Origin of the sequence: Mesorhizobium sp. B2-4-1, assembly GCF_006442185.1 — a bacterium.
Taxonomy (GTDB): domain Bacteria; phylum Pseudomonadota; class Alphaproteobacteria; order Rhizobiales; family Rhizobiaceae; genus Mesorhizobium.
In genome coordinates this window covers 328,816-350,057 of sequence record NZ_VFVN01000001.1, presented here as the reverse complement: position 1 = coordinate 350,057, position 21,242 = coordinate 328,816, and the positions used below count along the sequence as shown (strand labels likewise).

Annotated in this window: 16 protein-coding genes; 5 read left to right on the top strand and 11 right to left on the bottom strand. The window is 63.6% G+C overall.

All coding sequences use genetic code 11. The features are described from left to right. Window positions 1-48: 48 nt before the first annotated feature. A complete protein-coding gene (locus FJ949_RS01755; protein WP_140491745.1) occupies window positions 49-1,230 on the bottom strand; it encodes an NAD(P)/FAD-dependent oxidoreductase in 1,182 nt (393 codons plus the stop codon). A gap of 331 nt (window positions 1,231-1,561) precedes the next feature. Here FJ949_RS01755 and FJ949_RS01750 point away from each other — a divergent pair, with 331 nt between their 5' ends. After that, complete coding sequence (locus FJ949_RS01750; RefSeq protein ID WP_140491743.1) at window positions 1,562-2,599, top strand: phosphatidylglycerol lysyltransferase domain-containing protein; 1,038 nt, start codon at window positions 1,562-1,564, stop codon at window positions 2,597-2,599. A 31-nt stretch (window positions 2,600-2,630) separates the two neighbouring features. Here FJ949_RS01750 and FJ949_RS01745 read toward each other — a convergent pair whose 3' ends face one another. Together FJ949_RS01745 and FJ949_RS01740 are read right to left on the bottom strand one after the other, a co-directional pair. After that, window positions 2,631-3,392: an ABC transporter permease gene (locus FJ949_RS01745; protein WP_140491741.1), complete on the bottom strand. Its 762-nt coding sequence runs from the start codon at window positions 3,390-3,392 to the stop codon at window positions 2,631-2,633. Beyond that, window positions 3,389-4,315, bottom strand: coding sequence for an ABC transporter ATP-binding protein (locus FJ949_RS01740; RefSeq protein ID WP_140491739.1), 927 nt, complete (start codon window positions 4,313-4,315; stop codon window positions 3,389-3,391). The genes FJ949_RS01745 and FJ949_RS01740 overlap by 4 nt, the downstream gene beginning before the upstream one ends. A gap of 202 nt (window positions 4,316-4,517) precedes the next feature. Between FJ949_RS01740 and FJ949_RS01735 the strand changes: the two genes are divergently transcribed. The 3 genes from FJ949_RS01735 (at window position 4,518) to FJ949_RS01725 (ending at window position 9,647) form a co-directional block, all read left to right on the top strand. Then, the gene (locus tag FJ949_RS01735; RefSeq protein WP_140491737.1) at window positions 4,518-5,879 is read left to right on the top strand and encodes a cytochrome ubiquinol oxidase subunit I; all 1,362 of its coding nucleotides are present in this window, start codon (window positions 4,518-4,520) and stop codon (window positions 5,877-5,879) included. Window positions 5,880-5,894: 15 nt separating this feature from the next. Continuing rightward, complete coding sequence (locus FJ949_RS01730; protein ID WP_140491735.1) at window positions 5,895-6,899, top strand: cytochrome d ubiquinol oxidase subunit II; 1,005 nt, start codon at window positions 5,895-5,897, stop codon at window positions 6,897-6,899. Window positions 6,900-7,040: 141 nt separating this feature from the next. Further along, window positions 7,041-9,647, top strand: coding sequence for a mechanosensitive ion channel family protein (locus tag FJ949_RS01725; protein WP_140491734.1), 2,607 nt, complete (start codon window positions 7,041-7,043; stop codon window positions 9,645-9,647). A 94-nt stretch (window positions 9,648-9,741) separates the two neighbouring features. On the opposite strand, the gene msrA is transcribed toward FJ949_RS01725, so the two are convergent. From msrA to FJ949_RS01700, 5 genes are all read right to left on the bottom strand, one after another. Beyond that, window positions 9,742-10,467 (bottom strand): peptide-methionine (S)-S-oxide reductase MsrA, encoded by a 726-nt coding sequence (gene msrA / locus FJ949_RS01720; protein ID WP_140491732.1) that lies wholly within the window; start codon window positions 10,465-10,467, stop codon window positions 9,742-9,744. Window positions 10,468-10,600: 133 nt separating this feature from the next. Beyond that, on the bottom strand, window positions 10,601-10,879 hold the full coding sequence (locus FJ949_RS01715; RefSeq protein ID WP_140491730.1) for a hypothetical protein: 279 nt from the start codon (window positions 10,877-10,879) through the stop codon (window positions 10,601-10,603). A 120-nt stretch (window positions 10,880-10,999) separates the two neighbouring features. After that, complete coding sequence (locus FJ949_RS01710; RefSeq protein ID WP_140491728.1) at window positions 11,000-11,704, bottom strand: DUF1223 domain-containing protein; 705 nt, start codon at window positions 11,702-11,704, stop codon at window positions 11,000-11,002. 313 nt (window positions 11,705-12,017) lie between these two features. Continuing rightward, complete coding sequence (locus FJ949_RS01705; RefSeq protein ID WP_140491726.1) at window positions 12,018-12,389, bottom strand: endonuclease domain-containing protein; 372 nt, start codon at window positions 12,387-12,389, stop codon at window positions 12,018-12,020. A gap of 179 nt (window positions 12,390-12,568) precedes the next feature. Beyond that, a complete protein-coding gene (locus tag FJ949_RS01700; RefSeq protein WP_140491724.1) occupies window positions 12,569-13,648 on the bottom strand; it encodes a TadE/TadG family type IV pilus assembly protein in 1,080 nt (359 codons plus the stop codon). A 208-nt stretch (window positions 13,649-13,856) separates the two neighbouring features. Between FJ949_RS01700 and lepA the strand changes: the two genes are divergently transcribed. Beyond that, entirely contained in the window at window positions 13,857-15,662 is a 1,806-nt protein-coding gene (gene lepA, locus FJ949_RS01695; RefSeq protein ID WP_140491722.1) for a translation elongation factor 4, read from the top strand. Between the two features lie 121 nt (window positions 15,663-15,783). Here lepA and FJ949_RS01690 read toward each other — a convergent pair whose 3' ends face one another. From FJ949_RS01690 to FJ949_RS01675, 3 genes are all read right to left on the bottom strand, one after another. Beyond that, window positions 15,784-17,394, bottom strand: a complete 1,611-nt coding sequence (locus FJ949_RS01690) for a DUF262 domain-containing protein (RefSeq protein ID WP_140491720.1) — start codon at window positions 17,392-17,394, stop codon at window positions 15,784-15,786. 845 nt (window positions 17,395-18,239) lie between these two features. Continuing rightward, on the bottom strand, window positions 18,240-19,880 hold the full coding sequence (locus FJ949_RS01680; RefSeq protein ID WP_140491716.1) for an ABC transporter substrate-binding protein: 1,641 nt from the start codon (window positions 19,878-19,880) through the stop codon (window positions 18,240-18,242). 244 nt (window positions 19,881-20,124) lie between these two features. Beyond that, window positions 20,125-20,931, bottom strand: coding sequence for an undecaprenyl-diphosphate phosphatase (locus FJ949_RS01675; RefSeq protein WP_140491714.1), 807 nt, complete (start codon window positions 20,929-20,931; stop codon window positions 20,125-20,127). Between the last annotated feature and the right edge of the window lie 311 nt (window positions 20,932-21,242).

Genomic DNA, 21,242 nt, shown 5'->3' with positions numbered 1-21,242 from the left:
AGGAAAGTGGGGTTCCGTCCGACGCGTAAAACGAACCTCCAGCCCGGTTCAGGGGCCGGAATTGGCGATCCGCCGGGCAATCCGCTCGGCGATCGCCTTGGCCTGAATGGCGGCGTTGGCGAAGCAGCCGCGGATGCTCGGCCGCATGCCGGTGAACCAGAGGCCAGGCAGTTTCGGATCGGCATCCCCGCCATTGAACAGCGGAACGCCCTTGCCGTCGAGCACGCCGAGATCGCCGACCATCTGCTCAAGCCCGGTGCGGTAGCCCGTCGCGGCAATGACGATGTCGGGATCGATCAGGCTGCCATTGGCCAGGATGACGCCGTCGCGGGTGAATTCCCGCACCCCCGGCACGACGGTGATCCTGCCCGAGCGGATGGCGTCGATCGCGCCCTCGTCGGCGGCGATCGCTGTGTAGTCGGTGGTCAGGCGGCTGGCGCCGCCCACCGGTGCCGGCGGCACGCCGAATTTCGTCAGGTCGCCGAAAACCAGCCGCTGCGTCAAGGCGATCACCGCATCGGCGACCCGCAAAGGCAACCGCGCCATCAGCGGCGACAGCCGGTGCACGGCAATCTTGCCGATGCGCTTGGGCAGGACCGACGGACCGTTGCGGGCCGACAGCCACAGCGAGGCGGTGCCTGCCTGCGCCAGGTGGTTGAGCGCGTCTATACCCGAGTTGCCGGCGCCGACGACCAGCACCTTCTTGCCGGCATAGTCCTTCGCGTCGCCGAAATCCGCCGAATGGATGATGCGGCCGGCGAAATCCCGCATTCCTTTCCAGTCGGGGATGAACGGCTGTCTGTCGCGGCCGGTGGCGATCACGACGTGGCGCGCTAGGCGCATCCCGGCGCTGGTCTCTATCGCCCAGTGGTCGCCCCTGAACAGGACCGCCTCGACGGCGACGCCGAGCTCCACCGGCAGCCGGTTCGCCTCGCTGAAATCGTTCAGATAGCGGATGACGGCGGTTCTGTGGGGGAAGGCGAGCGTGCCCTTCGGATAGGCAAGGCCGGGAAGTGCCGAAAGGTCGCGGTGAGTATTGAGGCGCAGCTGCTGGTGACGCCGATGCCATGGCTCCGCCAGCCGGCTCTCCTTTTCCAGGATCGCCGTCGCCACGCCGGCCTTTACCAAGGCCTGCGCTGCCGCGAGACCGGCGGCGCCGGCGCCGATGACGATCGCCGGTTCGATGGTTACCGTCTGGTGCGCTGCCGGTCTGATTGTCGTATCTGCCATTCGCTCACGAACCCCATTCCACCCTTGTGGCGCTTCCGCCGACACCGGCAGAACGCCCTCCCGCGCATGATCCATACAGCAGATCGGCCCCGGATTTCGAGGCCATGCGCCGCACCGCGGTTGCGTCCTATATGGCATATACGCGAGATCGGCGATAATCAGGTCGCGGCAATGTGATTGATTCGAGATCCGGGGGCTGGCGGATCTCTGTTACCGGTACAGGAATCCGAAGTCCTCGAAACGCTTTTTTCGGCTTCCTGTGCAAAATCAAGGCGCCACGGCGTATAGCGTACCCGGGTGCGCGCCGCAGATGCACGCGGAATCTCGACCCATGCCCTCCTTGCGGATCTATCTCGACAAAATCCTCGAGCGTGCCTCGCCAAAGGTCGAGCGCCAGGCGTTCACCCATGCCGAACGGCTGGCGCTGGTGCGCCGCCACGGCGACTTCTCACTCGCCTACTCCTCCGCCGTGCAAGGCAGGCTCTCCTATTTCGGCGATGCCGACGGCTACATCGCTTTCGGCACCAAGATGAAGCATCATTTCGCGCTCGGCGACCCGGTCGCCGATCCGGCCCATCGGGCCGACTACATCAGGCGCTTCGTCGAGACCGCCGGCAGCCCCTGGTTCGTGCAGATCGGCGAACAGTCGGCGCGGGTGCTGGCCGGGCTCGGCTACAAGGTCAACCGGCTGGGCATCGACACCCGTCTGCCGCTGCCCGAACACGATTTTTCCGGCAAGCGCAACGAAACCGTGCGCTACTCCGAGCGCTGGCTGTTGAAGAAGGGCTTTTCGTTCGCCGAGGACAAGCGGACGATCTTTCTCGACGAGATCTCCCGGCTTTCGGCGAACTGGCGCGGCGACCGCATCGTCAAGCGTTGGGAAATGGGCTTCCTCAACCGGCACTTCGCCGATCATGTGGGCGTCGACATGCGCCGCTTCGTGCTGCACGGCCCCGATGGCGAACTGGTCGCCCTGCTCGACTTCGATCCGCTGTTTCGCGGCGGCAAGGTCATCGGCTACACCACAGCCTTCAAGCGCAAGCACATCGACGCCTCGCCGCATGCGGAGGTCGGCCTGACCAAATTCGCCGTCGACCGCTTTCGCGAGGAAGGCATTTCGGTCGTCACGCTCGGGCTGTCGCCGCTGGTCGACGTCGGCCCCAGCGGATTCGCCGAAAGCGATTTCTGGCGCAACGCCTTCCAGCGCGCCTATGATTCGCCCTGGGTCAACCGCCGCCGCTTCAACCTGCAGGGGCAGGCGGCGTTCAAGCGTCGTTTCCACGGCATCGAGGAGCCGGTCTACGTCGCCTTCCGTAAGGGAACCTATGTCGAGATGCTGGGCCTGCTGCGGCTGGTGAAGGCGATCTAGCTCTGACCGCGGCTCAGCGTGGCTTCGCCCCTCAATTCCTCAGCCGGTAGCCGGTCCTGAATATCCAGGCGACGGTCGCCACGCAGATCAGCAGAAAAACCACGGTCATGCCGAGGCTGATGCCGACCGAAACGTCCGATTTTCCGAAAAAGCTCCAGCGGAAGCCGCTGATCAGATAGACGACCGGATTGAACAGCGTCACCGTGCGCCAGGCGCCCGGCAGCATGTTGATGGAATAGAAGCTGCCACCCAGGAAGGTCAGCGGCGTGATGATCAGCAGCGGCACCAGTTGCAACTGCTCGAAGCTCCTGGCCCAGATTCCGATGATGAAGCCGAACAGGCTGAAGGTCACCGCCGTCAGCACCAGGAAGGCCAGCATCCAGAACGGATGCTGGATGGAGAGCGGCACGAACAGCGAGGCCGTCGCCAGAATGATCAGGCCGAGGATGATCGACTTTGTGGCGGCGCCCCCGACATAGGCGAGGACGATCTCGAGATAGGAGACCGGAGCCGACAACAGCTCGTAGATTGAGCCGACGAATTTCGGGAAGTAGATGGCGAAGGAGGCGTTGGAGATCGACTGCGTCAAAAGCGACAGCATGATCAGCCCGGGCACGATGAAGGCGCCGTAGCTGATGCCGTCGATCTCGGTGATGCGCGAACCGATGGCCGAGCCGAAGACGACGAAATACAGCGACGTCGACAGCACGGGTGAGACGATGCTCTGCAAAACGGTGCGCAGCGCGCGCGCCATCTCCACCCGGTAGATCGCCCATACCGCGCGCAGGTTCATGGCTCTTGCCTCAGAAGATTGACGAAGATCTCCTCCAGCGAACTGTTCTGCGTGTCCAGGTCGCGGAACTGGATGCCGGCGGCCTCGAGATCGCGGATTAGCGACGCCACGCCCGGCCGGGCGCTCTGGTTGTCATAGGTGTAGGTGATCTGCCCGCCATCCGGCGACAATTCCAGGGCGTAGTGCGAGAAGGCGTCCGGAATGGCGCCGAGCGGGCTGCGCAGTTCCATCACCAGGCGCTTGCGGCCGAGCTTGCGCATCAGTTCGGCCTTGCCCTCGACCAGGATGATCTCGCCTCGGTTGATGACGCCGACGCGGTCGGCCATCGCCTCGGCCTCCTCGATATAGTGGGTGGTGAGGATGATGGTGACCCCGTCCTCGCGCAGCCGCCGCACCATCGCCCACATGTCCTGGCGCAGTTCGACGTCGACGCCGGCCGTCGGCTCGTCGAGGAACAGCACGCGCGGTTCGTGCGACAGCGCCTTGGCGATCATCAGCCGCCGCTTCATGCCGCCCGAAAGCGTGATCGCCTTGGCGTCCTTCTTGTCCCACAGCGACAGGTCGCGCAGCACCTTCTCGACAAAGGCATGGTTCGCCGGCTTGCCGAACAGGCCGCGGCTGTAGTTGACCGTCGCCCAGACGCTCTCGAAGGCGTCGATGGTCAGCTCCTGCGGCACCAGCCCGATCAGGCCGCGCGCGGCGCGATAGTCTCTGGTGATGTCGTGGCCATCCACCGTGACGCTGCCAGACGAACGGTTGACGATGCCGCAGACGATGGAGATCAGCGTCGTCTTGCCGGCGCCGTTGGGGCCAAGCAGCGCGAAAATCTCGCCGCGCTCGATGTCGAGATTGATTTCCTTCAGCGCCTTGAAGCCGGTGGCGTAGGTCTTGGTGACCCCGGAAATGGAGATGACAGGCTGCATGGCTGAAAACGGCTGCTTGAAAGAGGACCCCAGATATAGGACGAATGTCGCCGCATGCAACCGCAAGTCAATGCCGTTGCTGACAGTTCTCGACATTGCCGCCGCATGGCGCTGCGGCGTTCCGCCTCGCGGCGGGACGCCGCTTTGACCGGCCGGCCCTACAAGCCTATTCTCCGCTTATTAGAAGCAGCCGGAGCCCGCCATGGACCCGCTCATCCTTTCGCGCATTCAGTTCGGTGCGAATATTTCGTTTCATATTCTGTTTCCAGCCATCACCATCGCACTCGGCTGGGTGCTGCTTTTCTTCAAGCTCCGCTACAACGCGACCAATGATTCGGCCTGGATGCGCGCCTATTTCACCTGGGTGAAGGTGTTCGCATTGTCCTTCGCCATGGGCGTGGTTTCCGGCGTCACCATGAGCTTTCAGTTCGGCACCAACTGGCCGGGCTACATGGAAACGGTCGGCAACATCGCCGGGCCGCTGCTGGCCTACGAAATCCTCACCGCCTTTTTCCTCGAGGCAGCCTTCCTCGGCATCATGCTGTTTGGCTTCCGCCGCGTTTCCAACCGCATCCACACGCTGGCGACCGTGCTGGTGGCCGGCGGCACCACGGTGTCTGCCTTCTGGATCATCGCGCTGAACTCGTGGATGCAGACGCCGGTCGGCTTCGAGATGCGCGACGGCGTCGCCCACGCCGTCGACTGGTGGGCGATCCTCTTCAACCCCTCCATGCCCTACCGTCTCGTCCATATGCTGCTCGCCTCCGGGCTTACGGTATCGTTCCTCATCGCCGGCCTGTCGGCGCTGCGCTACCTCAAGGGCGACCGCTCGGAATCGATGTGGAAGGCGCTGCGCACCGGCGTCTTCACCGCCGCCATCCTCATTCCCATCCAGATCCTTGCCGGCGACCAGCACGGCCTGAACACGCTCGAGCACCAGCCGCAGAAGATCGCCGCCATGGAAGCCAACTGGAACACCGGCCCCAACGTGCCGCTGGTGCTGTTTGCCATTCCGGATGAAGCGGCCAGGGAAAACAGGTTCGAGGTGACCATTCCCAACGGGGCGAGCTGGATCCTGCGGCACAGTGCCAGGGGCGTGGTACCGGGACTCAACGACTATCCCGGCAACCATCCGCCCGTCTTCCCGGTGTTCTGGGGTTTTCGCGTCATGGTCGGCACCGGCCTGTTGATGCTCGCCGTCTCCTGGTCGGCCGCCTTCTTCCTCAAGCGCCGTCATGGCTTGCCGAGGCCGCTGGCGCTGCTCATGGTGCCGATGACCATCTCCGGTTGGGTGGCGACGCTCGCCGGCTGGTATACGACGGAGATCGGCCGCCAGCCCTGGCTGGTGACGGGCGTGCTGAGGACCGCCGACGCCGTCGGCCCGGTGGCCGGCAGCCATGTGGCGCTGACGCTGGCCGTCTATCTCGCTCTCTACGTGCTGTTGCTGATCGCCTATCTCGGCGTTCTGGTCCACCTGGCGCTGAAGGCGGCCAAGGACGGCGACACCTCGCCGCTGCCGGGCGTGCTCAACAAGCCGATGTCGCAGCCCGCGGCTGGCGAGTAGGAGAGAGAGAGAGAAATGACCTATGACTGGCCGACCCTGCTCCCCCTCATCTTCGCCGGCCTGATGGGCCTCGCCATCCTGATCTACGTCATTCTCGACGGCTTCGATCTCGGCATCGGCATCCTGTTCGCGGCGGCCGAGGACGCCGAGCAGGACACCATGATCGCCGCCATCGGCCCGTTCTGGGATGCCAACGAGACCTGGCTGGTGCTGGCCGTCGGCCTTCTGCTGGTCGCCTTTCCGATGGCGCATGGCGTCATCCTCAGCGCGCTCTATATCCCGGTGTTCGTGCTTCTGGTCGGCCTCATCCTGCGCGGCGTGGCCTTCGACTTCCGCGCCAAGGTGGCGACGGAGCGCAAGCATCGCTGGAACCGCATCTTCTTTCTCGGCTCGCTCATCGCCTCACTGGCGCAAGGCTATATGCTGGGCGTCTATGTGCTTGGCCTCGACTTCGGCCTGGGGGGCATGGCGTTCGGCGTGCTGGTGGCGTTCTGCCTGGCGGCGGCCTACGCCGCGATGGGGGCGGCCTGGGTCATCTACAAGGCCGAAGGCGACTTGCAGAAGAAGGCGGTGCGCTGGCTGCGCACCACATTGGTGCTGACCGCGCTCGGCATGGCTGCCGTGTCGCTGGCCACGCCCTTCGCCAGCCCGCGCATCTTCGCCAAATGGTTCGTCCTGCCCGAAATGCTCTATCTGTCGCCGCTGCCGATCGTGTCGGCGCTGCTGTTCCTGGGGCTGTGGCGGCAGACCTCTCATCTGCCCAGGCCCGACGACCGCCATTCGCTGACGCCGTTCCTGACCCTGGCCGCCATCTTCGCGCTGGGCTTTGCCGGGCTCGCCTGGTCGTTCTATCCGTTCGTGGTGCCCGACAGGCTGACCATCTGGCAGGCGGCTTCCGCACCCGAAAGCCTGGCCATCATCCTGGCCGGCACCGTGGTCGTGCTGCCGATCATCATCTTCTATTCCTTCTATGCCTACCGCGTGTTCGGCGGCAAGGCGACGGACCTGACCTACGATTGAAGGGCCAGGCGACGGCGCGAAATCATCGCCTCCGCCTGCCGCTTGTCGCCTGCCGGAAAGACAATATTCATCTTCACGCGGAATAACCTTCCGCGACATGCTGCGGCCTGATGGCAGCGGTCCGAGAAGAAGGGCAATGCAATGCGCGGTGTCCCGGTTGCCTCGATAGAACACGATCCGCAGGCGCGGCAGCGCGACGCATCTTTCCCAAGAAAATCGCTACGCCGCTTTCCTGGGGTTGCTCTGGTCCTGATCCGCCTGGTCACGCTGATCGCCGCGCTCGTGCTGGCCGGCCTGCTGCCTGTCATTCAGCCCGCTCATGCCCAGCAGACGGCCAACTGGGCCGGTGTCTGGGACACCAAATGGCGCGGCGGCGGCGCCCAGATCACCTTCGAGCAGGACGGCGCCGAGGTGAAGGGCGTCTATCCCCTGTATGGCGGCCGCATCGAAGCCAAGACCGAAGGCGAAAAGCTGTTCGGCCGCTGGTTCGAGGGCAGTCGCCAGGGCGAGTTCAGCTTCGTCATGGCGCCGGACGGCGCCAGCTTCATGGGCCGTTTCGAATCCGCCACCGCCGAATGGTGGACGGGCGTGCGCGTCGACGCCGCCGAGACCCTCAAGGTCGACCAGACCAGCCCGATGACGACGATGCGCTCATTCCTGCAGACCATGAACGAGAGCGGCGCCGACAATGTGCCGCGCGCCACCGGCGGCGGCATGGGCCTTGCAGCGCTGGCGGCCGGCCTCGTCGACGTCACGGAGGCCGATCGCGGCGGCCTCAACATGCCCGATTACACCAAGCTCCTGTTTTCGGTGATCGACAACGCCACCTTGCGCCTGTGGAACCTGCCGCATGATGCGATCCCCGGCGACGAGGTGACAGCCAGGCTGCAGCAATATGGCAGCAAGGTTTTCTTCGACGTCACCTTCCGCCGCAAGGCCGGCGAATGGTTCATCGTCGGGCCGCAGCTCGCCGTGCTGCAGGCCAAGCTCGCCGAGTTCCAGGCGGCGCGTGGCGAAGCCCCCGACATGGTCGACGATCCGGCCAAGCTCGCCTCGCCGCGCGACACGTTCAAGATGCTGCTCGGCGGCATCGCTGACCAGAATGGCGGTTCGACGCAAACGGCGCTCGACATGCGCGGTTACAATCCGGCGGTGCGGTCCGACGAGGCGGTTCTGCTCGAGAGCTATCTCAAGAAAGTCATCGACCGCATCGGCTACGTCTACTGGCAGGAAATTCCCGACGATCCCCAAAGCAACACGCCCTATGTGTATTTCGAGCATCCGGCCGGCAACATCGTCGTCGCTCCGGTGGGGACGGAGAAAGGCGGCAAGCTGTGGAAATTCACGCCGGAAACGCTGGCCAACATCCGCACGCTCTATGCCGATATCGAGGATGCGCCGGTGGCGCCGGAATTCACCGCCTTCGCCAGCAACGATCCCTTCTTCGCCACCAGGGGCCTTGCCCGTGAGATCAGCCCTGCCCTTTTGACCCGCGCCGGGCCGATCGAACGCTGGCAATGGCTGGGGCTTGCCGGGCTTGCCGGCATCGCCTTCGGCTTCCTTGCCAACGCGGTGATCGTGTTCTTCGCCGGCCGCGGCAGGAGTTCCGGGCGGGCCGGCTTCTTCCGCGTCGTCGAATGGGCGGTGCGCTCGATCTTCCTCGGCCTGTTCCTGCTGTTTGCGCTGCGGCCGCTCGGCTTGCCGCAGGTGATCGCGGCATCCGCCAAGGCGGCGGCCTGGAGCCTGATCCTGATCGGCGCGGTTCCCGTCGTCTGGCACCTGATCGGCAAGATCGCCGAGCGCTACCGCGCCACCTTCAACGTGCCCGGCTACCACGAGACGCTGATCTCGCTGCTGACCGGCGTGGCGCGCATCGCCGCCCTGGTGGTCGCCTTCCTGCTCCTGGCCGAGGTGCTGGCGATCCCCTATCAGGGCGTGCTGGCCGGCCTCGGCATTGGCGGCCTGGCGGTGGCGCTGGCGGCGCAGCCAACGCTGCAGAATTTTCTTTCCGGCCTGACGCTCTATGCCGACCGGCCGGTCAGCGTCGGTGACTTCTGCAAGTTCGGCAACCAGTCCGGCACCATCGAGCATATCGGCATGCGCTCGACCCGCATCCGCTCGGTCGACCGCACGGTGATCTCGGTGCCCAATTCCGACTTCGCCGGCATGCAGATCGAGAACTACGCCCATCGCGACCGCACCCGCTTCGCCACCACGCTGCAATTGCGCTACGAGACGACGCCCGACCAGCTGCGCTACACGCTGGCGGCGCTGCGCAAGCTCCTGATCGCTCATCCGCGCGTCATCGACGACCCGTGCCGCGTGCGCTTCGTCGGCTTCGGCCCCTATTCACTCGACATCGAGGTCTTCACCTACATCACGACCGCGGATGGCTCGGAGTTTCTCGCCATCCGCGAGGACATATTGCTGTCGATGATCGCGGTGATGGACGAGGCCGGCGCCCAGTTCGCCTTCCCGGCGCAGCTGGAATACAGCGCCGCCGACCTGCCGCTCGACCAGGAAAAGCGCATCGCCGCGGAAAAGCGGGTCAGCGCCTGGCGCGAGGAGGAAAAACTGCCTTTCCCCGATTTCAGCCAGCTCGACAGGCTGGAGCTCAACGACAGCCTGCCCTATCCGCCGCGGGGCTCGGTGCAATACCGAGAAGCCCAGTCCGCCCCGGCCACGGTCGAAACCAAGGCCTCGCTGGAGAAGGCGCGCTGGAGCCTGCCGTGGCGGAAGAGGGTGTAGCCTTCTTCGCAGGAGAGGCCGCGATCCCTCGCGCCCCCCTCTGGCCGGCAGGGCAGCAGGAGGCGCTTCCCGCCAGCGCCTCCGCTTCTGAACCTCAATTGCTGGCCGACAGCACCAGCACCGGCTTGTCGCTGTAAAGCTTCGGGAACAGCGTCTTCAAATTCGCCACCTTTGGCAGGTCGTTGTAGACGATGTAGGGATAGGTCGGGTTGAGCGTCAGGAAATCCTGGTGGTACTCCTCGGCCGGGTAGAAGGTCTTGCCGGTTTCGATCGTGGTGACGATGGGCTTGGAAAACAGCTTGGCCTGGTCGAGCTGGGCGATGTAGCTCTGCGCGATCTTCTTCTGCGCCTCGTTCTCCGCAAAGATAGTCGAGCGGTACTGCGTGCCCTGGTCCGGACCCTGGTAGTTGAGCTGGGTCGGATTGTGGGCGACCGAGAAATACACCTGCAGCAGCTGGCCATAGGTGACTTTGGAGGGATCGTAGGTGATCTCGACGGATTCGGCATGGCCGGTGCGGCCGGTGCCCACGGTCTCGTAGACGGCGTCGTCCTTGGCGCCGCCGGTATAGCCCGAGACCGCCTTGGTGACGCCCTTGACGTGCTGGAACACGCCCTGCACGCCCCAGAAGCAGCCGCCGGCGAAGACTGCCGTCTCGCTGCCGCCCGCTGCCTTTTCATCCAGCGCCGGCGGCGGGATCACCACGGCATCCTCCGCCGAAACCGCTGGGGTGAGCCAGAAGGCGGCGCCCGCGACGGCGAGCGCGAAAGCTGCGAGCGCGCCGCGGACGAAGCCGCTCGAACGGTTCTTGATGTCGGTCATGGTTGCACTCCTCATGGCTTGCATAGGGTCCAGTCTATTGAATTAGCGGAGCCGGCGCGATGCGCGAGTTGCGGCGGAGGCTCACATTCTCGTGCGGCCCCAGCGGGTGCGTAACTCTCCGCCGCGGCTTGACCTAGTTGGCAGGCTTCATCGCATCCGTCGCCGGCTTCATCGCGCCAGTCGCCGGCTTCATGGCGTCCGCCGGTTTCATCGCATCGGCTGCCGGCTTCATGGCATTGGTGGCCATCGGGTCGGCCGGCTTCATCGCATCGGTTGCCGGTTTCATCGCGTCGGCGGCGGGTTTCATGGCGTTGGTGGCCTCGTCGGCACGGGCGATGCCGCCGGCCAGCAATGCCGTCGAGCACAAAGCGAGCGCAAGCGCCGGCAACGTCAGGCGGGAAAGAACGGTCATGATGGTCTCCTTGGTTGGGTGGCGCGCCCACGCGGCGGCCGGCTGTTGCGGCGCCGCAGGCGCGGCGCTGCGCAATTTCTGATGGTCTCTCCCCGCAAACGGGAAGTTCCCGGAGCTAAGCTAGTCGGCGGCCGCGGCCAGGATCGGCCCGCCGCCGGGCGACTGCACCAGAACCGCGGTGCTGAGGCCATCGGCGGCCGCCGGCACGTCGAGCGTCATGGCTTCGCCGGTCCAGCTGCCGAGCTTTTTCAGCGCATGCACGACATTGCCGTGCGGCAAGGTGCGGCCGGTGTTCTCGCCGCGCGCCACGGGCACCTCGACGACGCCCCTGGCATAGCGCACCAGCCAGATGTCGGCCTTGCCGCCCGGCACGCTCCCCGCGCCGATGCTGGCCTTGCCGCCATCGACCGACAGCGACGGTCCCTTGATGCGGCCGCTCGCCGCAATCAGCCGCTCGATCTCGCCGGGCGCGGCGCCGACCGCGTCGGCATGGCCGTTGACCACCACCTGCGGCGTGAACGGCCCGTCACGGCCGAGCGGCGGCTCGTAGCTCACCTGGCGCTGCGTGAACTCCTGCCGGCCGAAAATGTCCTTCCAGCCGAGATAGTCCCAGTAGGTGACGTTGAAGGACAGCGCCAGCACGCCAGGCTGGTCCTTGACCTTGATCAGATTGGCATTGGCCGGCGGGCAGGACGAGCAGCCCTGGCTGGTGAACAGCTCGACAACGGTAAGCGGCTGCGCCGCGGCCGCACCGACCGACGCCGCGAGCGCAAGCGCGCCCAGGCTGGACACTGCGAGGAACCTGCTACGTTTGGCTTGCGACATGGATTGCTCCGTGGGCGACGGCGCCGCGATGCGCCGCTCATATCCCCACTTCGCCGCCAATTATCGCTTCGTTACAGCGCTCACCGGTTTGTGATTGAGCGCCAGCGCGGGTTCTTCCTTCTCCCCCTGTGGGAGAAGGTGGATCGGCGCGCAGCGCCGAGACGGTTGAGGGGTGTTCCAGCGGAGTGAGACGTTGGCGTTTCCTGGAACACCCCTCATCCGACCTCGCTTCGCGAGGCCACCGCCCGGGGGCGAGCCACGCGTCCCGCCCCGTCCTTCGGACCCCACAAGGGGAGAAGGGAAGACGGCGCCACTATCTCCAGGGCTGCAGACTTCTGTCCCGCACATAGGCGATGATCGTGTCGCAAACGGCATTCATCTCTTTCAGGACATCGTCGTTCCAGAAGCGCAGAACGCGAAAACCCCTCGCCTCCAGCTCGGCCTTGCGGATCCGGTCAGCATCCGAGTCCGCGTGTTGGCTGCCGTCGATCTCGATAATCAGCCCGGCTTCGAGGCAAACGAAATCGGCAATGTATTTTCCGAAAGGAACCTGGCGCCTGAATTTGATCCGGTCCAGCCTGCGGTCTCGCAGTTCCTGCCAAAGCCTGTCTTCCGCCTCCGTCATGTCACGGCGGAGTGAGCGAGCAAAGTTGCGCTTGGCGGGGGTGACGGGTTGATGCGGCATGGCGCCAGACTAGTCGAACGCTGCGATCCGTCTATAGCCCCGGCGGACGGGACGAGGCCGAGACGCAAAAGGGCTGTTCCAGCGGAGTGAGGCGTTGGCGTTGCCTGGAACACCCCTCATCCGACCTCGCTTCGCGAGGCCACCTTCTCCCACAAGGGGAGAAGGAAGAAGCCGCAGTGTCACTGCGTCAGCACCGTTTGCGAGGGGCGCTGGTTGAAGTCGCATTTGCCCATCACGGTGTAGAAGAAGTCGGCGTTGACGACAGGCGCCGGCACGGCGGAGCCGCCGTCTTCCCAGGCCTGGTAGCCTGTGTGGCCGCACGGCACGGCGGTGAAGATATCGACGGTCTGGCCCGTGGCGATTTCGGGCATGTCGGTCGGGCTGGTGCCGATATAGAGCCGGTTCGAGGTGTTCGGGTCGTTCGACCTGAGCGTGGTGGGCTGGGCCGGTTTGGCCGTCGCGGCGGAAGGCACGTCCATCTCGAGATAGAGCTGGTCCATCTGGCTGACGTCGATGACCGCGCCGGTGCTGTTGGCCGGCGTGGTGGTGCAGACGGTCTGCCGCATGACGCCGTTGCCGTCGGTGCTGGTGATGGCGCCAGAGGGCGTATTGTTGAAATTGGCGACCGTCGTCGTGTTGCACACCTGCTGCTGCACCTGGGTAAGCGTGGTGCCGCTGACGGTTGAGACGGTGGTGGTGCCATAGCCCTTGGGATCGCCGCCCTTGTTGTAGACATAGCTGATCTGCATCAGCTTCTGCTTCGTGGTCGAGCCAAATTGCGTGCCGTAGAGATACATCGTCTTGTCCCACCAGCCCGACGCCTTCTCGATCTTGAAGGTGGTCTGCACCAGGGCCGCCGCCTTGTTGACCGCCGAGGTGACGCCGACCGGCACGGTGTTGATCCTGGCGATCTGCATGAAGTCGGTCGGCATGGCGAAGCTCGCCGAGGCCTGCGCCGTGGCGGTGCCGTTGGCCGCGATGGTGAAGCTCACCAGCGTGGCGGTGCCTTGCCCGCCATTGGCCGCGAAGATGTCCCGGAGCATCTGCTGGCGGGCCGCCAGCGCCGTCGTCTTCGGCAGCGTGGTTATGGCCAGCGTCGCCGCGTCGAGCGCCTGCTGCATGTTGGACCGGGTCTGGACCGCCGACGTATAATCAACCGAGAAGCCGACGACGGTGACCAGCGGCACCAGGCTGATGAAGAACAGCGGCATCATCGAGCCGCCGCGCGAACGGGCGAACCTTCCTGCAAGCCCCGGCATTTCCTTACCCCAAAAACGGTTTACCTGTGGGGGAACTAACATGCGCCGGCAAACCGGGGTCTAAGAGGATCGTTCAAAGTTTAAGCATCCGGCCGCGCCCGCCCGCTGTTTCGGGCTTTTCTGCGCGGCTCACCGCTTTGTGATGACCGGGAGGCGCCTTGCGCCGCAAGCCTTGCCGCAGCAAGCCGCCCCTGCTAAAGCGCGCGGCATGAGCACGCCCCTCGACCACATCAGGAATTTCTCCATCGTCGCCCATATCGACCATGGCAAATCCACCCTTGCCGACCGCCTGATCCAGCTGACCGGCGGCCTGGAGCTGCGCGACATGAAGGAGCAGGTGCTGGACTCGATGGACATCGAGCGCGAGCGCGGCATCACCATCAAGGCGCAGACCGTGCGGCTGAAATACCGTGCCAACAATGGCGAGGACTATATCCTCAACCTCATCGACACGCCCGGCCATGTCGACTTCGCCTATGAAGTGTCGCGCTCGCTCGCCGCCTGCGAGGGCTCGCTGCTGGTGGTCGACGCCTCTCAGGGCGTCGAGGCGCAGACGCTCGCCAATGTCTACCAGGCCATCGACAACAACCACGAGATCGTCGTGGTGCTGAACAAGGTCGACCTGCCGGCCGCCGAGCCCGAGCGCATCCGCGAGCAGGTCGAGGAGGTGATCGGCATCGACGCTTCCAACGCCGTGCTGATCTCGGCCAAGACCGGCCTTGGCATTCCCGATGTGCTGGAGGCCATCGTCCACCAATTGCCGCCGCCGCGCGAAGGCGACGCGAGCGCCCCCTTGAAGGCGATGCTGGTCGACAGCTGGTACGACGCCTATCTAGGCGTCATCGTGCTGGTGCGCGTCATCGACGGCGTGCTGAAAAAAGGCCAGACCATCCGCATGATGGGCACCGGCGCCAAATACCTGGTCGAGCGCACCGGCGTGTTCACGCCCGCCCGCATCAATGTCGACGAGCTCGGCCCCGGCGAGTTCGGTTTCTTCACCGGCTCGATCAAGGAAGTGGCCGACACCCGCGTCGGCGACACCATCACCGAGGACAAACGCCAGACCGCGCACGCACTGCCCGGCTTCAAGCCGGCGCAGCCGGTGGTGTTCTGCGGCCTGTTCCCGGTCGACGCCGCCGATTTCGAGGACCTGCGCGCCGCCGTCGGCAAATTGCGTCTCAACGACGCCTCCTTCTCCTATGAAATGGAAACCAGTGCCGCGCTCGGCTTCGGCTATCGCTGCGGCTTCCTTGGCTTGCTGCATCTGGAAATCATCCAGGAGCGGCTGGAGCGCGAGTTCAACCTCGACCTGATCGCCACCGCGCCATCGGTCGTCTACCGGCTGCTCCTCAATGACGGCTCGGTCAAGGAACTGCACAACCCGGCCGACATGCCCGACGTGGTGAAGATCTCGGCCATCGAGGAGCCGTGGATCCGCGCCACCATCCTGACCCCCGACGACTATCTCGGCGGCATATTGAAACTCTGCCAGGACCGGCGCGGCATCCAGGCCGACCTCTCCTATGTCGGCAAGCGCGCCATGCTGACCTACGACCTGCCGCTCAACGAAGTCGTCTTCGATTTCTACGACCGGCTGAAATCGATTTCCAAGGGCTACGCCTCGTTCGACTATCACCTCACCGACTATCGCGAGGGCGATCTGGTGAAGATGTCGATCCTGGTCAATGAGGAGCCGGTCGACGCGCTCTCCATGCTGGTGCACCGCACCGCTGCGGAAAAGCGCGGCCGCCAGATGTGCGAGAAGCTGAAGGAGCTGATCCCGCACCATCTGTTCAAGATCCCGATCCAGGCCGCGATCGGCGGCAAGGTCATCGCCCGCGAAACCATCTCGGCGCTGCGCAAGGACGTCACCGCGAAGTGCTACGGCGGCGACGTGAGCCGCAAGCGCAAGCTCTTGGACAAGCAGAAAGAGGGCAAGAAGCGGATGCGCCAGTTCGGCAAGGTGGATATCCCTCAGGAGGCGTTTATCCAGGCGCTGAAGATGGGGGATTGAGATAGGACTGGTGCAAGGCAGGCACCCCTGTCGCGCCTGAGGGCAAATATCGTCCGAAACCAACGCCTAAAAGCTAGAACGGTTGTTCAGAGCGAGTTCGCTCCTTTTGTGAAACAGCCTGCTAGGCGGCTTCGGCTAAAAAAGATGGACGGGCGGGAAACGGCAGCCCTGCAGAGACGAGATATTCCTTAAAGCCATGATTGCAGTAGGGGTGCGTTAGCTGCAGGTTTTCGTCATTTCCCCGGCCGCCGTCTTGTACTCGTCTCTTGTGGTCGTCGCTGAATGCCGTGGTCGGCAATCGAGCGCTACAGATCGCACAGCGCAACGTAGTCTTAAGCATTTCGCGACGGCGAACCGTCTGGCTGGTCTCCCGCGTGAACTTCTTGTTGGGCGCGCCCTCTAACTCAATGAATTCGGCCAAACCGCTAAATCTATGGTCTGCTATTATTCCAGATCGGATTTGATCGAAATCCTTCCCCGCATGAAGCTCATCGAGAATTATCTTATACATCGCCAGTACGGTCGGGACGCTCTTGGTCCATCCGCCAAATTTGCCAAGAATATGTTTGATGATCGAGTGATTTCTGACCAGAAATCCCTCAAACATAGCTCGGTGCTGACAAAATTCCATAAGCCGTTTGTTTAAGTTGAGATACTGGATGAAACTGACCACGGCCAAAAACGCCGATGGGTGATGCTTGCCTGCCGCACCCCAAAAATAGACTGACGGGTGAAGCCCCAGGCTAGCGCTACCGCTACCAGCTACATACTTGACAACGCCATAGGCTCTCTCGAGGAACCGGACGGTCTGGCTCCCGTCCTTATCGTCCGGCAACTCTTCTTGGGCTCTGAGTGCACCAACGTCGTTTGTGAAATTTATCAGTTCCAGCGTTATGCGGAGTGCTTCGGCGGTATAAGGCTTACCAGCCACCGGCATTTCGATCGACTGCCCTAGCTCCGCGCTCTCAGGTTCGAACATTATTCCATAGGTGTTGGATGCAACCTTTGAGATTGCCTGCTTGGTTGAGAGATCGAAGTCTGAAACATACTCGTGGCCCGTTGCTGCGCGGATTAACGCCCTCGCTGCCTGAACATTCGGCTTCTTTCGCGCGATAATCATATATTTCTCAGTGTCGCTAATTTGAATACCTCTCTGATTGATTGCTAGAAAGGATTTTTCGGCGATTTCCGCGTCCCCGACAACCCATTGTGCGTACAGCGGTTGGCCAATATTCGACGCCCAGCGAATGCGTTCCGGAGATGGATTCTCGTCCGAGAGCGCTTTGCTGAGGTCCGCATATGTGCCGACATTCGCCACCAATTTGCGGCATTCCCGGTGGTATTCTAGTTGTTGACGTGGGATGCGGCCGTCGAAGAATTTGTTGGAAATCGGTCCGGCTCCATAGTCGTCATTCACCCATGCGATCAATGCACTGAGGCGGTGGGCTCCATCGACGACAAAAGTATACCCCGCTTCAGATTTCCACAGAATCAGCGCGGGGATGAGGCTACCGTCACGAAAGCTTGTGATTAGAGTAACGACGTTGTCGATATCCCAGTCATTTGTCACTCGCTGGAAGTCAGGCTTACGAAGCAAACTGAAATGCAGCCGCCCTTGCGCAAGCTCCGAAACCGGAATCCCTCCTTGACCGATGGTTCCAGGTCCATGGGTGACAGTATCGGCGTTCTCGCGCTTAATCAGCGCATCCAAGTTTAGGCGCTTGCCTGCCATTGGCTGGAATCCTTATACTGCGATGAGAGAATCGCGCCCAAACCCGCTACGTTGGCGAGTGCGCAAAGTATATATTGGGATTATTATCCTGATCCAACGTCCTTGCATTGTCGAGTCAGTTACTCCGCGAACGCTTAACAATTCCAAATGCCGATGCGGAGATCCTCAGTAACACCGACTTCCCAAAACCCTCGCGTTCCGATTCACACGCAATAGCACCTTTAGCAGCACCTCCAGGTGATCCCGCGCTTGGCGCCGCTATGACCGGCGTGCTGGCTGTCACTGGTGTGGAGACCGCGCTGCCAACGATAAAGTATCAACGGCTGGGCAATGACTGCGTAGCCCAGGCTTCCGCACCGGCGAGACCCCGCTCAGCGCGCCGAACATTTTCGCGCTCTGGATGCGGCTCACCGCCCTTCCGGCGCGCTTCAATCTCAGGCGTCAGCGCCGCCCCTCATCTGGCTGCCGCCATCTTCTCCCCGTAAACGGGGCGAAGGATGCTGTCTTCGCCGCTTTCGCCAATCGCCGGCGTTGCAGGGATAAAGCCGGCGTTGCGGCCAGCTTGCCTTCTCCCCTTGTGGGAGAAGGTGGATCGGCGCGCAGCGCCGAGACGGTTGAGGGGTGTTCCAGCGGAGTGAGGCGTTGGGATTTTCTGGTTCGGTTCGCTGTTGACGTGGCGCCAAGCTGGAGCACCCCTCATCCGACCTCGCTTCGCGAGGCCACCTTCTCCCACAAGGGGAGAAGGGAAGACCAGCGTCGGCGTCCCCAGCCCTTCGCAGGCTCAGGGCGTTCGAGGCTCGAAAAGCCAAGCAATTGGCTTTTCGTCCGCTGACGCGGACCGCCTCTCACCCCTCAATCCAAACCTTCTCAAAGTGCTGCTCCAGCGCCTGGTGCTGCTCGCAGCCTTCGACGCCCTTGCGATACGTCCGGTAGACCGAGCGCCAGTAGGGTTGGATGATGATGCCGGAATCGCGCAAATTCTTCTCGATGCCGGCCATGATCTCCTTGCGCTGGGCGGCGTCGGGGGTGGCGAGCGCCTTGTCGAGCAGTTCGTCGAACTCCTTGTTGGCGTAGGCGCTTTCGTTCCAGGCGGCGCCCGATTTATAGGCCAGCGCCAGCACCTGGACGCCGAGCGGGCGGCCGAGCCATTCGGTGCAGGAGAAGGGATATTTGCTCCAGTCGTTCCAGAAGGTGGCGGCGGGCAGCACGGTGCGCTTGATCTTGAGGCCGGCCTCGCGCATCTGCGCCGATATCGCGTCGCCGGTGCTCTTTTGCCATTCGACATCGACCGAGATGAGGTCGTATTCGTGATCCGCCTTGCCGGATTCGGCCAGCAGCTTCTTGGCCGCCTCGACGTCGCGCTTGGCCGGGCCGATATCGGCATATTCGGGGTGCATGGGGCCGACATGGTGGTTGTCGGCGGGCTTGCCGCGGCCGCCGAGGCCGAGCGCCAGCACGGCCGAATTGTCGACAGCGAGCTGGGCCGCGCGGCGCACCTTGACGTCGTCATAGGGCGCGTTGGCGACATTGAAGCGGGCGACGATGGTGGAGCCGGTGGCGATCTCGGAATTCTTCAGGCCCATCTGCTCGGTCTGCGAGACGGCATCGGAGGCGGTCTCGTGGTCGGTGTCGATCTCGCCGGATTCGAACGCCGACAGCATGGCGTTGGGGTCGGAGCCGTAGTCGATCCACTGGATGCCGTCGAGCCAGAATTCGCCCTTCCACCAGGGCTTGTCCTTGCGCTTCACCTCCGCTCCCGTCTCGGCATCCCACTTCACCAGCTCGCAAGGGCCGGTGGTGATCGAAAGTGCCTTCAGTGGGTCGCCATCGCCCTCATAAGAGCGGTGCATGATCAGCGCGGGATAATCGGCCATGCCGGCGATCAGCGAAATGTCGGGCTTGGGCAGGTTCAGCTTGATCGTGTAGTCGTCGACCTTCTCGATGCCGCCATCGACCACCTTCTTGGTGTCGGCATTGACCAGCGCGCCCATGCGCGCGGCGACCGAATTGCCGGCAACGCCGGCCTCGCACCAGCGGGTGAGGTTGTGGACGACATCGTCGGCGTTGAAGGCGTCGCCGTTCGACCAGGTGATGCCCTTGCGCACATGCAGCGTGAGCGTCTTGGCGTCGTCGCTCATCTCCCATTTTTCGAGCAGCCAGGGCTCGAACGAGAAGTCGGTGTTCCAGCGCACGAGGTATTCGTTGCAATGGCGCGCGACATTGGACATTTCAACGCCGTCGAAGGTGCGCGGGTCCTTGAAACCCTTGACGTTCATGGCGACGCGCAGCACGCCGCCCTTCTTGGGCTCCGCCGCGCGGGCGGGCGTGGGCGCCAGCCCGCCCAGGGCAAAAGCGCCGGCGGCGCTGACGCCGAGCCCGGCCATCAGCGCCAGATATTCGCGCCGGTTGATGGCGCCGCTCCTGAAATCCTCGGCGACGGGTTTGGCTTTCGGGTGCAGTTTCCTGTCGGTCAGCATGAATTTCATCGTCGTTCCCTCTTGTTGGGCGCCCGGCCGACCGCGTGCGCGGGGGCGGATGCGGCTCGCCGGACGCCATTGCCTGAGGGATGATAGGGCGAGCTTACGCAGCGGAGTGTTCTGGAATCCGCAGGACTTGTGCGCTGCTCCGCAGGAGGTTCGCATGAAGGGGGCGCGCGAAGGCCTTCACCTTCGTTATCCACGGGCCTGCGCGGCGTCGCTGCGCTCCTTGCTTCGCCCGTGGATGACGAGGTCACCCCCAGATCATCAGCGCGGCCAGCCCGACGATGCCGACCACCAGCCGCCACCAGCCGAACAGCGCATAGCCCTTGCGCGAGACGTAATCGAGCAGCAGGCGCACCACGAGCAGCGCGGTGACGAAGGCGGCGACGAAGCCGACGGCGATGATCGGCAGGTCGGCCGACGTCAGCACGTTGCGGTTCTTGAACAGGTCGAAGGCGAAGGCGCCGACCATGGTGGGGATGGCGAGGAAGAAGGAAAATTCCGCCGCCGCCCGCTTGTCGACGCCAAGCAGCAGCGCGCCGACGATGGTCGATCCCGAGCGTGAGGTGCCGGGGATCAGCGACAGGCACTGGAACAGCCCGATCTGCAGGTAAAGCCGCGTCGGGAAGCGTTCGACGTCGCGGTACATAGGCTTGAGCTTCATGCGGTCGACGGCGAGCAGCACCACGCCGCCGATGATCAGCATGATGCAGATCAGCCGCGGCGATTCGAACAGGATGGTCTTGATGAAATCATGCGCCAGCGCTCCGATGACGGCCGCCGGCAGGAAGGCGATGAGGATGCCGATGACGAAATGCCGCGTCAGCCGGTCATGCGGCAGGTCGAGCAGCATCTGCCACAAGCGCCGGAAATAGACGCTCAGAATGGCCAGGATGGCGCCGAGCTGGATCAGGATCTCGAAGGCCTTGCCCGTCGAGTGGAAGCCGAGAAAGTGGCCGGCGAGCAGGATATGCCCGGTCGAGGACACCGGAATGAACTCGGTCAATCCCTCCAGCAGACCGAGCAGCAGGGCTTCGACGATTGTCTGGCTTTCCATTGGCTACCTCGGCATTCGCTGGATGGGCTGACAGGGCTTGCTTGTCATGGCGCCGAACTCCCCCTATAGGTCGCAACACCCTGACGGCCCGCTTACCGGGCGGCCAAGACTTACCGGTGCGCCCGGCGATTCGCCAGTGTGGCAATCCGGAATTCGCCACACCCGGGAGGAGCGCGATGCGCGAATTCCGGATTCTGAGCCACACTGCCAACTTCAAGTTCTGGTGTGGTTTGAATTTGAAGTTCCTGAACGCGGATGCCGTTGAGGGGACAGGAACTTCAAATCCAAACCACCAGTGCGCTTTATCATCG

What these genes read in the sequence shown, in the direction of transcription:
- FJ949_RS01755 (WP_140491745.1), bottom strand. Translation starts at nt 1,230, where the DNA reads ATGGCAGATACGACAATCAGACCGGCAGCGCACCAGACGGTAACCATC.
- FJ949_RS01750 (WP_140491743.1), top strand. Translation starts at nt 1,562, where the DNA reads ATGCCCTCCTTGCGGATCTATCTCGACAAAATCCTCGAGCGTGCCTCG.
- FJ949_RS01745 (WP_140491741.1), bottom strand. Translation starts at nt 3,392, where the DNA reads ATGAACCTGCGCGCGGTATGGGCGATCTACCGGGTGGAGATGGCGCGC.
- FJ949_RS01740 (WP_140491739.1), bottom strand. Translation starts at nt 4,315, where the DNA reads ATGCAGCCTGTCATCTCCATTTCCGGGGTCACCAAGACCTACGCCACC.
- FJ949_RS01735 (WP_140491737.1), top strand. Translation starts at nt 4,518, where the DNA reads ATGGACCCGCTCATCCTTTCGCGCATTCAGTTCGGTGCGAATATTTCG.
- FJ949_RS01730 (WP_140491735.1), top strand. Translation starts at nt 5,895, where the DNA reads ATGACCTATGACTGGCCGACCCTGCTCCCCCTCATCTTCGCCGGCCTG.
- FJ949_RS01725 (WP_140491734.1), top strand. Translation starts at nt 7,041, where the DNA reads ATGCGCGGTGTCCCGGTTGCCTCGATAGAACACGATCCGCAGGCGCGG.
- msrA (WP_140491732.1), bottom strand. Translation starts at nt 10,467, where the DNA reads ATGACCGACATCAAGAACCGTTCGAGCGGCTTCGTCCGCGGCGCGCTC.
- FJ949_RS01715 (WP_140491730.1), bottom strand. Translation starts at nt 10,879, where the DNA reads ATGACCGTTCTTTCCCGCCTGACGTTGCCGGCGCTTGCGCTCGCTTTG.
- FJ949_RS01710 (WP_140491728.1), bottom strand. Translation starts at nt 11,704, where the DNA reads ATGTCGCAAGCCAAACGTAGCAGGTTCCTCGCAGTGTCCAGCCTGGGC.
- FJ949_RS01705 (WP_140491726.1), bottom strand. Translation starts at nt 12,389, where the DNA reads ATGCCGCATCAACCCGTCACCCCCGCCAAGCGCAACTTTGCTCGCTCA.
- FJ949_RS01700 (WP_140491724.1), bottom strand. Translation starts at nt 13,648, where the DNA reads ATGCCGGGGCTTGCAGGAAGGTTCGCCCGTTCGCGCGGCGGCTCGATG.
- lepA (WP_140491722.1), top strand. Translation starts at nt 13,857, where the DNA reads ATGAGCACGCCCCTCGACCACATCAGGAATTTCTCCATCGTCGCCCAT.
- FJ949_RS01690 (WP_140491720.1), bottom strand. Translation starts at nt 17,394, where the DNA reads ATGGCAGGCAAGCGCCTAAACTTGGATGCGCTGATTAAGCGCGAGAAC.
- FJ949_RS01680 (WP_140491716.1), bottom strand. Translation starts at nt 19,880, where the DNA reads ATGAAATTCATGCTGACCGACAGGAAACTGCACCCGAAAGCCAAACCC.
- FJ949_RS01675 (WP_140491714.1), bottom strand. Translation starts at nt 20,931, where the DNA reads ATGGAAAGCCAGACAATCGTCGAAGCCCTGCTGCTCGGTCTGCTGGAG.